The sequence below is a fragment of the Couchioplanes azureus genome (assembly GCF_014648355.1).
Lineage (GTDB): Bacteria > Actinomycetota > Actinomycetes > Mycobacteriales > Micromonosporaceae > Actinoplanes > Actinoplanes azureus.
Genome location: NZ_BMQY01000016.1, coordinates 21,999 through 35,806, shown reverse-complemented (window position 1 = coordinate 35,806; position 13,808 = coordinate 21,999). Strand labels below are relative to the sequence as shown.

The 13,808-nt window shown below is 70.5% G+C and carries 12 protein-coding genes; 7 read left to right on the top strand and 5 right to left on the bottom strand.

Annotated features, from left to right (window positions below):
* Window positions 1-7: 7 nt before the first annotated feature.
* A complete protein-coding gene (locus IEY99_RS32375) occupies window positions 8-1,357 on the bottom strand; it encodes an MFS transporter (RefSeq protein ID WP_189207922.1) in 1,350 nt (449 codons plus the stop codon).
* On the opposite strand from IEY99_RS32375, the gene IEY99_RS32370 reads away from it, so the two are divergent.
* Window positions 1,347-1,556, top strand: coding sequence for a hypothetical protein (locus tag IEY99_RS32370; protein WP_189207921.1), 210 nt, complete (start codon window positions 1,347-1,349; stop codon window positions 1,554-1,556). The two genes, IEY99_RS32375 and IEY99_RS32370, sit on opposite strands and share 11 nt — an antisense overlap.
* Window positions 1,557-1,663: 107 nt before the next feature.
* On the top strand, window positions 1,664-2,113 hold the full coding sequence (locus IEY99_RS32365; protein ID WP_189207920.1) for a nuclear transport factor 2 family protein: 450 nt from the start codon (window positions 1,664-1,666) through the stop codon (window positions 2,111-2,113).
* A 39-nt stretch (window positions 2,114-2,152) separates the two neighbouring features.
* Here IEY99_RS32365 and IEY99_RS32360 read toward each other — a convergent pair whose 3' ends face one another.
* Together IEY99_RS32360 and IEY99_RS32355 are read right to left on the bottom strand one after the other, a co-directional pair.
* A complete protein-coding gene (locus IEY99_RS32360) occupies window positions 2,153-3,490 on the bottom strand; it encodes an SWIM zinc finger family protein (protein ID WP_189207919.1) in 1,338 nt (445 codons plus the stop codon).
* Window positions 3,490-6,294, bottom strand: coding sequence for an SCO1167/SCO6262 family helicase (locus tag IEY99_RS32355; protein ID WP_229799465.1), 2,805 nt, complete (start codon window positions 6,292-6,294; stop codon window positions 3,490-3,492). The genes IEY99_RS32360 and IEY99_RS32355 overlap by 1 nt, the downstream gene beginning before the upstream one ends.
* Before the next feature lie 149 nt (window positions 6,295-6,443).
* Here IEY99_RS32355 and IEY99_RS32350 point away from each other — a divergent pair, with 149 nt between their 5' ends.
* Window positions 6,444-7,655, top strand: a complete 1,212-nt coding sequence (locus IEY99_RS32350) for a cytochrome P450 (protein WP_189207918.1) — start codon at window positions 6,444-6,446, stop codon at window positions 7,653-7,655.
* Window positions 7,656-7,839: 184 nt separating this feature from the next.
* Here the strand turns inward: IEY99_RS32350 and IEY99_RS32345 are convergent, their stop codons facing one another.
* Together IEY99_RS32345 and IEY99_RS32340 are read right to left on the bottom strand one after the other, a co-directional pair.
* Window positions 7,840-8,856: a zinc-binding dehydrogenase gene (locus tag IEY99_RS32345; protein ID WP_189207917.1), complete on the bottom strand. Its 1,017-nt coding sequence runs from the start codon at window positions 8,854-8,856 to the stop codon at window positions 7,840-7,842.
* Between the two features lie 31 nt (window positions 8,857-8,887).
* A complete protein-coding gene (locus IEY99_RS32340) occupies window positions 8,888-9,304 on the bottom strand; it encodes an ester cyclase (protein ID WP_189207916.1) in 417 nt (138 codons plus the stop codon).
* A 147-nt stretch (window positions 9,305-9,451) separates the two neighbouring features.
* Here IEY99_RS32340 and IEY99_RS32335 point away from each other — a divergent pair, with 147 nt between their 5' ends.
* From IEY99_RS32335 to IEY99_RS32320, 4 genes are all read left to right on the top strand, one after another.
* A complete protein-coding gene (locus IEY99_RS32335; protein WP_189207915.1) occupies window positions 9,452-10,306 on the top strand; it encodes an NAD(P)H-binding protein in 855 nt (284 codons plus the stop codon).
* 34 nt (window positions 10,307-10,340) lie between these two features.
* Window positions 10,341-11,912, top strand: a complete 1,572-nt coding sequence (locus IEY99_RS32330) for an FAD-binding oxidoreductase (protein WP_189207914.1) — start codon at window positions 10,341-10,343, stop codon at window positions 11,910-11,912.
* A 23-nt stretch (window positions 11,913-11,935) separates the two neighbouring features.
* A complete protein-coding gene (locus IEY99_RS32325; protein ID WP_189207913.1) occupies window positions 11,936-13,021 on the top strand; it encodes a serine hydrolase domain-containing protein in 1,086 nt (361 codons plus the stop codon).
* A 38-nt stretch (window positions 13,022-13,059) separates the two neighbouring features.
* The coding region (locus tag IEY99_RS32320; RefSeq protein WP_229799464.1) for a thioesterase II family protein at window positions 13,060-13,808 on the top strand (749 nt) is incomplete at its 3' end.

The window sequence follows — 13,808 nt, the reverse complement described above, 5'->3', positions numbered from 1 at the left end:
CCGGCGGTCAGCTCGTCCGGCGCCTGCCCTGCCGCACGAACAACGACACCAGCAGCGTCGCGGCGGCGAACCCCGCACCGACCGCGAAGCAGGTCAGCATGCTTTCCACGAGAACCTGGTCGTCGAGTGCGTCGGCCGGCAGGCCCGCGGGTGCGGCGGCGCGCACGCTCTCCCCGGCGGTCATCGCAAAGCCGATGATCACTGCAAGGCACAGCGAGGCGCCGACGGTCTGCATGGCGTTGAGTACCCCCGACGCCGAGCCGGAGCCGTCCTCGTCGACCTCCGACGTCGCCTGGATGGTCGCCGGGATGGTGATCGCCGCCAGGCCCGCGCCGATCAACAGCAGGCCGGGCAGGATTCGATACCAGTAGCTGTCGGTGACCTGGAGCTGACCAAGCCACAGGTTGGCGGCTAGCAGCGTGATGGATCCCGCCACGAGCGTGGCGCGGTGCCCGAACCGCATGTCGAACCGGACGATGAGATTGGCGGTGGAGAAGATTCCGACGGCAACCGGGATCAGTGAGATCGCCACCAGCATCGCGCTCCAGTTCAGGACCTCCTGGAAGTACTGGCTGAGGAAGAAGATCTGGCCGACATGGGTGCCCTGCACCGTCATCATGGCGAGGTAGGAGAAGACCCGGCTCCTGTCGGTGAACAGCCCGAACGGCACGATCGGCTGTTCCGTACGCCGGCCCACCACGATCCACAACGCCAGCAGCGCCAGGCCGGCGGCCAGCGAGATCATCGCTTCGGTCGGGTCGTACGTGCCGGACAACGCGTAGACCAGACCCACCAGGCCGAGGGTCGACAGCAGCGCGCCGGTCAGGTCGAAGCGGCCGGCCTGCGCCACGGTCTCCCGGACCAGCAACGGAGCCAGAACGAGCAGCGCGATACCGATCGGGACGTTGACCATCAGCAGGATCCGCCAGGAGACGGTCTCGGCGAGCACACCGACGAGCAACAGTCCGGCCGCGGTGCCGGCGCTGGAGACGATCGTGTACAGGCCGATCGCCTTCTTCCGCAGCGGGCCCTCGGCGAACATGCTCATGATCAGGGCGAGGACGGACGGCACCACCATCGCGGCACCGACGCCCTGCAGCGCTCTGGCGGCGATCAGGATCCACGCCTCCGGAGCCAGGCCGCGCATCACCGACGCCACCGTGTACAGCGCGACACCGGCCAGGAAGACGCGCCGTCGGCCGAGGATGTCGCCGACCCGGCCGCCCAGCAGCAGCAGCCCGCCGAACGGCAGGAGGTACGCATTGACCAGCCAGGACAGCTCGGCGGGCGACAGCGCCATCGCCGCACCGATCTGCGGGGCGCTGATGTTCACCAGCACCTCGTCGATGAGCACCATCGCCTGGGCACCCAGGACAATCGCCAGCGCCAACGCTGACTGGCCGCTGATCTTCGTTGTCCGCGCCGGAACGGCCGGCACCACTATCGACATGCTCGTCTCCTCACAACCATTCGTGCCCGCGCCGACGGATGCGGCGGCGACCGATTTCCGGTCAGATTCCGGCGGGTTGGTCAAGGAACGGCTGAGGGCATCTTGAGAGCTGATCTCCCGGCCGGCTCCAAGCGATCCTTGATCCCGTGCACCGACCATCGAGCCCGGTGCCTACCGCCGGTGGGACCGCACAGACGACCGGAGGGCGACAGGATGTCCGTTCAGACGCAGCAGCAGGTGGGGAACCGCGCGTTCGCGGAGGTCTACGCAGAGGTGCAGCAGTTCTACGCGCGCCAGATGTATCTGCTGGACACCGGCGACGCCGAGCAGTGGGCCGCGACCTTCACGGAGGACGGCTCCTTCGCGCCGCCCTCGGCGCCGGCGCCGATCCGGGGCCGGGAGACGCTCGCGGCCGGGGCCAAGCGGGCCGCGCAGGAACTGGCCGAGGCCGGTCAGCGGCACCGTCACCTGCTGCTGGCCATCGACGTAGAGCCCCAGCAGGACGACTCGCTCGTGGTGCGCAGCTACGCGCAGATCGTCGCCACCCCGCGCGGCGGCGAGTCGCGCATCCACCTGATGTGTGAAACGCACGACGTGCTCGTGCGCGACGGTGACCGGCTGCTCGTCAAGGACCGCCGGGTCACCCGCGACGACCAGGACTGAGAGGGCGGGCGTCGGCCCGCCCTCCCCACCCGGCGGGTCTCAGTCCGCCTCGCGCAGCAACTCGGCGATGACGGTGTCGGGCTCGCTCACCGGCGGGCCGGACGGCCACCATTCCGGGCCACGGCGACGGTACGGGTACCACCGCCCGTCCCGGCCGTACCGCAGCTGCACCTTCAGGTCCTCCAGGGTCCACCGGTTGCGCCAGGCCTTAGCCGGGGGTTCACCGTCCAGGCCGGCGTCCGCCCAGGCCAGCTCGAGTGCCCTACGGGCGCGGGCCTGCACGGCGGCCGGCGGCGTCCACGGGGTCTCGAGGACCTCCAGCCCGGCCTCGCCGCTGGACCGCCACGCGGACACCGCCCGGGGCAGCTCGCCGGCACGACCGGTTCCCGTACCGAGGCGCTGGAGCGGCTCGGCGCCGTCCGTGCCGGCGGCGAGCCGCACGGCATCCGCCCACGCATCCAGGCGGTGCACCGGATCGGCGGAGTATCCGGCAAGCAGGGCCCGGGCTCGCGCGGCAGCGTCGGCCGCGAGCCAGCCCAGGCCGTCCGGATCGGGACCGTCGCCGCCGGCCTCGCGCAGCAGCGGCGCGAGCGCCATCGGGGGGCCGTCCCAGGATGCCGGCGGCGGTGCGGGTAGGGGAAGCGGCGACGCGGCGTATGCCTCGCTCGCCGGCACCCCGGCCGGCGCCTCGCGGCGCGGGCCACCGCCGTCGCGCAGCCGCAGCTCCACGAGAAGATCCTCACGGTCCCGGCCGCGCATGAGCAGCAGCACGAAAGGATCCGTGTCGAGCAACCACGCCGCCTGATACGACAGGGCGGCGGCGTGTTTGCACGGGTGGTTCCAGTCGGGGCAGTCGCAGGACGGGTCGAGGTCTCCGACGCTCGGCAGCAGCCGCACGCCCGCGTCGTCCGCCGAGTCGACCAGGTCGTGCGGCATCTCGCCGTCGAGCAGCGCGGCGATGTGGCCGGCCCGGGACGCCACCCGGTCGAGGAAACGTTCCCATTCCTCGTCGTCGAGCACCGACAACCGCACCGAGGTGTGGTACGGCTCCTCGTAGTCACCGTCGTGTACCGACGCCGAGATGCGGCCGGGGCTGACCGTGATCGTCCCGACGTGGCCGGCGTGGGCGTAGCGGCGTCCGCCACCGAGCTGGTCGGGGTCGATCGCGGCCAGCTCCATCGCCTCGATCCAGGCGTTGCCCCACCAGGTGCGGGCGAAACGCCGTCCGCCTCGGGCTCCGGCCGGGAAGGCGGGGAAGCTACGGGCCCGCCGGTCGGACAGGTCACCGGCACGCTCGTCGGCGTCGCCCTCGCCCTCGTCATCGTCGTCATCGAGGGGGTCGTCGAAATACGGATCGTAGTCGTCGTCGTAACTCATCAGCGGCCCTCCAGTCGCACCAGGGCGCTCAGCTCCGCGTCGGACAGCGTGGTCAGCACCGACTCGCCGTCGGCCAGCACCGACTCGGCGAGCTCACGTTTGGACTCGAGCAGCGCCGCGATGCGGTCCTCCAACGTTCCTTCACTGATCAGCCGGTGCACCTGTACCGGGCGGGTCTGGCCCATCCGGTACGCGCGGTCGGTCGCCTGCTGCTCCACGGCCGGGTTCCACCACCTGTCGTAGTGGATGACGTGGTCGGCCCGGGTGAGGTTGAGACCCACGCCTGCCGCCTTGAGCGACAGCAGGAACACCGGCGCCTCGCCCGCCTGAAAGCGGTCGACGAGCTCGCTGCGCACGGCCACCGGGGTACCGCCGTGCAGCAGCAGGGCCGGAACCCCGCGGTCGCTCAGATGCCGCTGCAGCAGCCGTGCCATCTGCACGTACTGGGTGAACACCAGAGCGGCGCCACCCTCGGACTGAATGGTGTCGACCAGCTCGTCCAACAGGGCCAGCTTGCCGGACCGGCCGGTCAGCACGCCGTCGGCGTCCCGGAGGTAGTGCGCGGGATGATTGCAGATCTGCTTGAGTGCGGTGAGCAACTTCAGGATGAGACCGTGCCGGGCGATGCCCGGTCCGCTGCCCCGGATCTCGCCCATGATGTCGGCGACCGCGCTGGTGTACAGGGACGCTTGTTCCGGCGTCAACGAAACGAACTGGTCGGTCTCCGTCTTGGGTGGCAGTTCACTGAGAATGCCGGGGTCTGTCTTGCGGCGGCGCAGCACGAACGGTCGTACGATCCGGGCCAGCAGGCGGCCGGTCTCCCGGTCCGCCGTCGACTCGGCCGGCCGGCCCCACTCGGCGCGGAACTCCCGGGCCGTGCCGAGCAGCCCCGGAGTGCTCCAGTCCAGGATGGCCCAGAGCTCGGAGACGTTGTTCTCCACCGGTGTACCGGTCAAGGCGAGCCGGACGTCGGCGGGGATCCGCCGCAGGGCGCGCGCCGTGTCGCTCAGCCGATTCTTGACGTGCTGCGCCTCGTCGGCCACCAGCAGACGCCACGGGTGTCCCGCGAGAAGGTCCGCGTCCATCCGCATGGTGGCGTAGGTGGTCAACACGACGCCGCCGTCCACCGCGGCCAGGCGGCGTCCGGGACCGTGGAAACGGTACACCGGGGTGCCCGGCGCGAACCGGCTGATCTCGCGCTCCCAGTTGCTCAGCAGGGACGCGGGGCACACCACCAGCGTCGTCCCGGCCGTCGCAGGATCGGCCTGCCGGCGCAGATGCAGGGCGATCAGCATGAGGGTCTTGCCCAGCCCCATGTCGTCGGCGAGACAGCCGCCCAGTCGCAACCGGCTCATCCGGTCCAGCCAGCGCAGTCCGCGCAGCTGGTAGTCGCGCAGGGTGGCCTTCAGTCCGTCCGGGGCGGCGAGCGGCTCGGGACCGCCGTCGGGATCGCGTATCGCGGCGACCAGCTCACCCAGCCAGCCGGTGGCCACCACGGGAACCACCTCATCGGCCACCGTGGTCTGCCCGATCAGCAGCCGCCGCAACGCCTCGAACGGCGGCAGCGCGGCCATCTCACGGTCCCGCGCACGCCGGGCCGTCTCCGGCGGGACGAGCACCCAGCGGTCCCGCAGTCGGACGACCGGCCGCTGCTGCTTACCGACCTGGTGGTGTTCTTCGTCGCCGAGCGGTTCATCGGCCAGCACGAGCTGCCATGACAGAGGCAGTGCCTGCGCGTCGGCGAAGAACGCCGCCACATCGGACGGCTGGTGGGGGCCTGCGGAGACCACTGCGCGGACGCTGAGCTCCTGTGACAGCGCCGTCGGCCACTCGACGTCCACTCCGGCCGCCCCGAGCCGCGCCGCCGCGCCGCCGAGCAGGTCGTGGACCTCGTCGTCGAAGAGGTCCAGCACATCCGGCACGGACTTCTCCAGCAGCCGCTCCAGGACCGGCCACGCCGCCGCGGCCTTGCGTACGGCCCGGACCGCGTCGATACGGGCGTGCTCGTCGAATCCGGTGGCGGCGTGCGTGAAGACGTCCGTCACGTCCGCCACCACGGTCGGGTCAGCGAGGCTGCGCAGCCGCACCACCGCTCGGAACGGGTCCTGCCCGGGGTCCGGTCCGGCCGTCTCCAGGCGCAGGGCCACGCCCACGCCGGTGTCCACGCCGAGTGCCACCGACTGCGCCCACGGACCCAGCTGCGGCACCTGCTGAGGCTGCGCAACCGCGTACGGGTCACCGCCGGCCAGCCAGGCGGCTGCGGGTGTGCGGGGCAGGAGGTCCGCCACTGCGTCGAAGTAGGCGCGCACCAGGGCTTCGGCGTCGGGCAGCATGACAGGGCCGTCACCCGTGTCCAGCGGAACCGCCCGTGCGGCGACCGGCATCGCGGCCGCCAGCGCCCGCACATGCCGGACGTCGTCGACCTGCAACGGCCCGACCCGCCACGCATCGGCGCCTCCCGGCGAGAGGCCCGGCAGCAGCCGCCCCTGCCCGGCGAGGTGGAGCGCCGCCACGGTGGCCGCGGCCCAGAACGCGGTGGCCGGGTGGACGTCAGCCACCGATCGGGCCCGCAGGAAGAAGGCCAGAGTGTCGCTGACGGGCATCCGCCGGGCGGTCACGGTCTCACGCCGCGCGTTCCCGTTCGTCGCGGTGACCACGGTGAGCTCGGTGGCCTCACCGCCGCCGTCGCCCGGCGTGCCGCCCGCCGGGTCCCAGAATGCGAATGTCGAACTGCGTGGCGGGTCCCCCGGCTCCAGCACCGGCGCGCAGTACGTCATCCATTTCGGATGTTCGCCGTCCGCCATGGTGCCCCCGCCGCTTTCCCCCACCGGTACGCGTCCCCCATCCGTCCTTGAGCGATTCGAACTGACGACGAGGCTACCGTGCGCCATACGGTAGCCGCGGCCCCTTCCGTCCACCGCGGTCGATCCCGTCAGCGTGGAGGGAATTCGAATTGACCACTGCAGAAAGCCCGACCGCCGTCGCTCCCGTCGGCATCCCGGCCGACTTCGCGCAGCTCGTGGAGTGGTCGCGATGGCACCGTGCCCATCGCCCGGTCTTCTACGACGAACAACAGCGATGCTGGCAGGTGTTCCGCTACGAGGACCTGTCGGCGATCCTCGGCGATCCGGGCCGGTACCTGGCCGATCTCGGTGACCTGCTGCCCTCCAACCCGGACCTGGACCTGATCCGCAAGGGCAACTTCGTCAACATGGACGGCGCCCGGCACCGCAAGCTGAGAGGCCTCGTCGCCCAGGCTTTCACCCCGCGGGTCGTGGCCGCCCTCGAGCCCCGGGTGGTCTCGCTGGCCACCGAGCTGCTCGACAGCGCCGAGTCGGACCGGTTCGACCTGGTGAGTCAGCTCGCGTATCCGCTGCCCGTCATCGTGATCGCGGAGCTGCTGGGCATCCCGGCCGCCGACCGCGTGCACTTCCGCCGGTGGGCCGAGGAGTTCTTCCCGTTCGACGAGAAAGAGCCGGACATCGTCGGTACCCAGGATGCGATCGACACCCTGGCGCCGACCGTCCGGGAGATGACGGCGTACCTCCTGGCGCACATCGCCGACCGTCGGCGCCGCCCGCGCGAGGACCTGACCAGCCGGCTCGTGCAGGCGGAGGTCGACGGCGAGCGGCTCGCCGACGACGAGATGGTCGGCCTGATCGCGCTGCTGCTCACCGCCGGTCACATCACCACGGCCGCTCTGCTGGGCAACACGGTGCATACCCTGGACCGGCGGCCGGCGGTGACCGCCCGCTTGCGTGCCGACCGTGCCGCCGTGCCGGGGGCCATCGACGAGGTGCTGCGGTTCCGTCCGCCGTTGCCGCGGCTCACCCGGCGGACCGCCACCGAGGTGACGCTGGGCGGACAGACCGTACCGGCCGGCGAGGTGGTGGCGTTGTGGCTGGTCTCCGGCAACCGGGACGAGGCCAAGTTCGCCGAGCCGGACACGTTCGACATCGACCGCCGCCCGAACCAGCACCTCGGCTTCGGGCACGGCATCCACTTCTGCCTGGGCGCACCGCTGGCCCGGCTGGAGAACCGGGTCGCGTTGAACCTGCTCTTCGACCGCTACCGGGAGATCAACCTCGTCGGGGCGGGGGAGTTCCATCACCCGTTCGCCATCAACAGCGCCAAGAGCCTTCCCCTGCGCGTCGTGCCGGCCTAGCAGCGGGCGTACGACGCCGAACCGGCTGCCACGGGACGTACCGGACCTCCGCCGTCGGTGCGTCCCGTGGTGCGTTCGCCGGGCAACCGCGGCGTCTTGTTCGGGTCCGGCACGACCAGCGACGACAACGACGGAGGGCCGGAGCGGCACAACGCCCGCTCCGGCCCCTCTTCCCGCCGCAGGTTTACGGCACGAGCACCAGCTTGCCGGTGACCCGGCCCTCGAACAGCTCGGACACCGCTTCCGCAGCCTTCTGCAGGGGATACCGGCCGGCGATCTCGGGTTGCAGGTCACCACGGCTCAGCAAGCCGAACATGGAGCGCAGGTCGGCGCGGAACGCGGGACCGGGTTTGACGTAGTACATCGTCGCGTTGCGGCCCTGCGTCATGCCCAACGCCCGGCGGAGCTTCCAGCCCAGCACCCGGCGCATGGCCGGAACGTGTGGCCGGAACCACTGCCCCGACCGGTAGCCCTCCACGGAGGAGTCGAAGGAGATCAGCGTTCCGCCCGGGGCAAGCACACTCCAGCCGAAATCCAGGTTGCGCCCGCCGATGTGGTCGAAGACTGCTGTCACGCCGCCCGGCGCGAGCGCGCGCACCACAGCGGCCAGGTCCGGCCGCCGGTAGTCGACCGGGAGCGCACCCATCTGCCGGACCTTGTCGTGCTTGCCGGGCGAGGCCGTACCGATGACGCGGATTCCTTCCCGCACCGCCATCGCGGTCAGCAGCGAACCCACACCGCCGGCAGCACCGTGGACCAGGACGGTGTCACCGCGCCGCGCCCCGCTGCGGCGGTGCAGCATCTGCCAGGCGGTCACGCCGTTGCACACCAGCGCCACGGCGTCCCCGGCGTCCACGTCCTCCGGCACCGACGCGAGGACCTTCGGCGAGAGTTCCACGTACTCCTGCCAGGCCCCGTACCGTGGCATCGCGGCGACCCGATCGCCCACCTTCCACGTTCGCACCCCCTCACCCACCTCGGCGATGCGGCCGACAAGGTCGTAACCGGGTACGCACGGTGTTCGCGGGGGGAACGGGTGCAGGCCGCGCAGCAACTGCACCTCGGCGTACGAGATTCCGGCCGCCTCGACCCGGACGATGACCTTGCCCTTCGACGCCTGCGGCACGGGCCGCCGGCGGATCTCGAGGGCTTCTGGGCCACCGGTCCCGGTCAGGACGATCTGGTCGATGTCCATGTCCATCCTCGTCTTCCTGCGACCGGACAACGGTGCGTCACACGTCGGCCGGAACCTTGCCGAGCTCCTTGAGCATCGGCAGGTAGTTCATGACGTCCCAGTGCTCGACGACCTGACCGTCGACGAACCGGAGTTCCTCGACGATGTGCCAGGTGACTTTGCGGTTGGTCGGGGCGAGCCCCATGAAGTCGCCTTTGTGGGTGGCCGTGATGGTGATCCGCAGGGCCACCCGGTCCTCCTCGGCCAGGATGCTTTTGACGTCGAGATGCAGGTCGGGAAACGCCTGCAGCCCGCCCTCCATCCGCCGGATCATTTCCGGCGTGTCCACCACCTGATTCTCGGAATAGTGGACGACGTCCGGCGCCCAGTACTTGATGATGCCGTTCAGTTCCCACCGGTTCCACGCCGCGACCATCTCGAGGCAGCGCTTCTTGTTCTCCTCGATCACCGACATGCGTCCCCACTTCTTCCCTGTTGTTTGTTCGGCGTCCGACCGGGTCGAGCATCACGACCTCTCCTCAAGGACTCCTTGAGGAGTGGTGGCGATGCTCGGAACCACGGCGACAGGCGCCGGGCCTTTGGAGCAGAACGGACGACGCGAATGGAAAAGCCATTCCTGGTGACAGGGGCGACGGGGCACGTCGGCCACCACGTGGTCGGTCAATTGGTCGCCGCCGGCGCCCGGGTACGGGCATCGACCCGCAAGCCGCAGGACGCCGCGTTCGCCTCCGGAGTAGAGGTGGTTCAGGGCGACCTGACCGAGCCCGCGTCGATGGTCGAGGCGCTCCGCGGCGTGGAACGCATGTACTTGTTCCCGGTGCCCGAGACCGCCCGGGAGGTGGTCGAGCTGGCCCGTCAGGCCGGCGTGCAGCGCATCGTCGTGCTCTCCTCCAGTTCCGTCACCGACGAGGCCAACCACAGCGGGCAATACCACCTGCAGGTGGAGCGGGCGGTCACCGAGTCGGGGCTGGAGTGGACGATGGTCCGCCCCGACGAGTTCGCCACCAACGTGCTCTGGAAGTGGGGGCACGGGATCCGCGCGGAGGGCGTGGTGCGCGCGCCCTACCCGAATGCCTCCCGCGCCCTGATCCACGAGGCCGACGTGGCCGCCGTCGCCGCTGCGGCGCTGCTGGAGGACGCCCACGTCGGCAAGGAGTACGAGCTGACCGGGCCCGCGGCGCTCACCCAGGTCGAGCAGGTCCGGCTCATCTCGACGGCGCTGGGACGTGAGATCCGCTTCGAGGAGATCAGCCCGGAGGCCGCCCGGGAGCAGATGGGCATGTTCATGCCGCTGCCCGTGGTGGACATGGTCCTCGGCTACCTGGCCGAATCGATCGAGAACCCGCCGCTCGTGCTGCCCACGGTGGAGACGATCGTGCGCCGTCCCGGCCTGACGTTCGCGCAGTGGGCCCGCGACCACGTCGCCGAATTCCGTCCCGTCCCGGCCGGTGCCTGAGCTGCGCACCGTCACATCTCCGCGAAAGGCAAAGATGACTGACTTCGACAAGGAGGCGGCGTTGGCCGTGCTCGATCACCGGCAGGCGGTCCCGGCAAACGACGTGATCCGCATCGTCCCCGGCGACCCGCGCTTCGACGACCTGGCCATCAAGGCGGCCAACGCCAGGCTCGTGTCCCGGCCCGAGGAGTTCCACCTCGTGCGGAGCACCGAGCAGGTGGTGCGGGTGGTCACCGAGGCGGTCCAGGCCGGTCGACGGCTCACGGTGCGCAGCGGCGGGCACTGCTACGAGGACTTCGTGACCGACCCGGCCGTACAGACCGTGATCGACATGGCCGAGATGGACGCGGTGAGTTTCGACGCCGAGAGGTCCGCCTTCATGATCGAAGCCGGGACGCACCTCATCGAGGTGTACCGGCGGCTCTACTACGGCTGGGGCGTCACCATCCCGGGTGGGTCGTGCAGCACCGTCGCCGCGGGCGGGCACATCGTCGGCGGCGGATACGGCCCGCTGTCACGCCAGCTCGGTCTCACCGTGGATTACCTCGAGGCGGTCGAGGTCGTCGTGGTCGACGCCACGGGTCAGGCCCGGGCCGTCGTGGCGACCCGCGACCCCCAGGACCCCCACCACGACCTCTGGTGGGCGCACACCGGCGGCGGCGGCGGGAACCTCGGCATCGTCACCCGCTACTGGTTGCGGGACCCGCGGGTGACCGGCAGCGACCCCAGCACCCTGTTGCCGCGCCCACCGGTTCGCATGTTGAGCGCCCAGGTCATGTGGAGCTGGGCCGACATGGACCGCGAGACGATGCAGCGGATCGTGCGCAACCACGGCCGCTGGCACGAGGAGAACAGCGGGCCCGAGTCTGCGTACAACGGCATCTACGGCGGCCTGGTCCTGGTCGGCCGGGACAGCAACGGTCCCGGGCCCGCCTGCATCTCGTTCGCGCAGATCGACGGCACCGGCCCCGAGGAGCGGCGCAAGCTCGAGGAATACGTCGCGGCCGTCGCCGAGGGCGTTTCGGCTCCGGCCCGGTCGCTGCCGTTGAGCGAGTCACCGTGGATGGCGCTGACCATCAAGCAGGCCAAGCTGCAGGACACCCAGGGTGTGCGGCTGAAGCTCAAGAACGCCTTCCTCCGCCGGCGCTACCCCGACGACCAGGTCGGCCTGATCTATGACGGGCTCAGCGAGCCGGATCCGGCACGCGGAGCGGTGACCGTGTCGTTCCAGTCCTTCGGCGGTGTGGTGAACGCGCGCGCGCCGAAGGACACCGCGGTCGTGCACCGCGACTCGATCTTCCAGGTGCTGTTCTTCAGCACCTGGGACGACCCCGCGCAGGACGACGGCTGCATCGACTGGCTGCGCCGGTTCTACCGCGACGTCTACGCCGGCACGGGTGGCGTGCCGGCACCGGGTGAGGTGCACGCCGGCTGCTTCATCAACTTCCCGGACAACGACGTCGCCGACCCCACCTGGAACACCTCCGGCGTCCCCTGGCACGAGCTGTACTACGGCGCCAACTATGCCCGCCTGCAGGCCGCCAAGGCCGCCTGGGACCCGGGGAACGTCTTCCGGCACGCCCTGTCGATCCGCGCCGCCCACTGAACCGAACGGAAGGAACCAGCGTCATGACGCAATCCCCTGTGAAGACCGCCGACAGCACCGCCGCGAAGCGGCAGAACCTGCAGCGTTGTCTGGACCGACTCGTGGAGGTGGGCGCCGCGGGTGTGCAGTTCCGCGTCACCAGCGGCGATGAGGTCTTCACCGCCCGCGCCGGCTCCGCCGAGCTGGGCGGCACGGAACCGGTGCCGGAGAACGGCCGCTTCCGCATCGCCTGCATCACGAAGATGTTCGTCTCCACCGTCGTCCTGCAACTCGTCGCCGAGGGCAAGGTCGTCCTCGACGCGCCCGTGGAGACCTATCTGCCCGGCGTGCTCCCGTACGGCGACAAGGTCACGGTGCGAAACATGCTGCAGCACACCAGTGGCGTGTTCAACCACGCCGACTCCTTCCAGCGTCCGGGGGAGCGCTTCCTGCGGGACCGCTACAAGCACTACGACGCCGAGGAGCTGGTGGCCGTCGCGGCAGCCCGTCCGCTGAACTTCGAACCCGGTACCACCTTCGAGTACTCGAACACCAACTACATCGCCCTGGGCCTGCTGATCCGCGCCGTCACCGGCCGGACGTACGCCGAGGAGATCCGCAGCCGGATCATCGAGCCGCTGGAGCTCACCGACACGTACCTGCCCGGCGACGACCCGGAGATCCGCGGCCCGCACGCCCACGGCTACATGCAGATCAAGGGCCGTTCCGAGGACGTCACCCTGATGAACCCGTCCGAGGCGTGTTCCTCTGGTGAGATCATCTCCACCGCCAAGGACCTGGACACCTTCCTGGTGGCCCTGGTGCAGGGCCGGATTCTCGGCCCGGCCGAGTTCGCCGAGATGACCCACACCGTCCCGCCGGAGTGGGTCAAGCTGCCGATGTCGAACGGCTACGGTCTCGGGTTCATGCCGCTGGAGACGTCCTGCGGTCTGAGCCTGTGGGGGCACGGCGGTGGGATCCCGGGCTACGCGACCTTCGTCGGCTCCACCCTCGACGGGCAGAAGCGCGTCATCACCTCCATCACCCTCAACATCGATCCGGACGACTTCGGCGGCACCTTCGAGAACGCCGTCGTGGACGCGATCAACGCCGCGGCCGAGTGTCTCTGAGCGACACCCGCCGCACCGGTCCGAGCACGGAGGCAAGCGTGACGACCACCCGGGCACTGCACCGTACCGCCTGGCTCCGGCAGTTCCACCGGGCGGACGCGCCGACCCGGGTGGTCTGCTTTCCGCACGCCGGCGGTGCGGCCGGGTTCTTCTTCCCGACCTCTCGGGCCCTGTCCGACACGGCCGAGGTGCTGACGGTGCAGTATCCCGGCCGACAGGATCGCCGCGCCGAACCGTACGCAGGCAGCATCGCCGAACTGACGGAGGGTGTGGCACGGGAACTCGCCATGCTCCCCGACCTGCCCTTGGTGCTGTTCGGGCACAGCATGGGTGCCCTGGTCGCGTACGAGCTCGCCGCCCGGCTGCACCGTGACGGTGGGCCGCCGGTAACGAACCTGGTCACCTCGGGCTGCCGGGCACCGTCGCGCTGGCGTCCGGAGCGCCTGCACCTGCTCGACGACGACCAGGTGCTGGCGGAGCTGTCCGCCCTGAGCGGTACGCACAGCCGGATACTCGGCGACGCGGCGATGATGCGTCTGGCGCTGCCGCCGTTGCGGGCCGACTTCACCGCCATGGCGGCCTACCACCGGCAGGCGGCTACCCGGGTCCCGTACCCGATCACCGCCCTGGTCGGCGGAAGCGACCCGAAGGTGGCCGTCGGGGACGCGGCAGCCTGGCGAAACCACACGACCGGGGGTTTCGAGTTGCACGTCCTGCCGGGCGGCCATTTCTACCTCGAGTCGCGGATGGCCGACGTGGTGCGGATCCTTCGCGCCCGGCTGGCAGC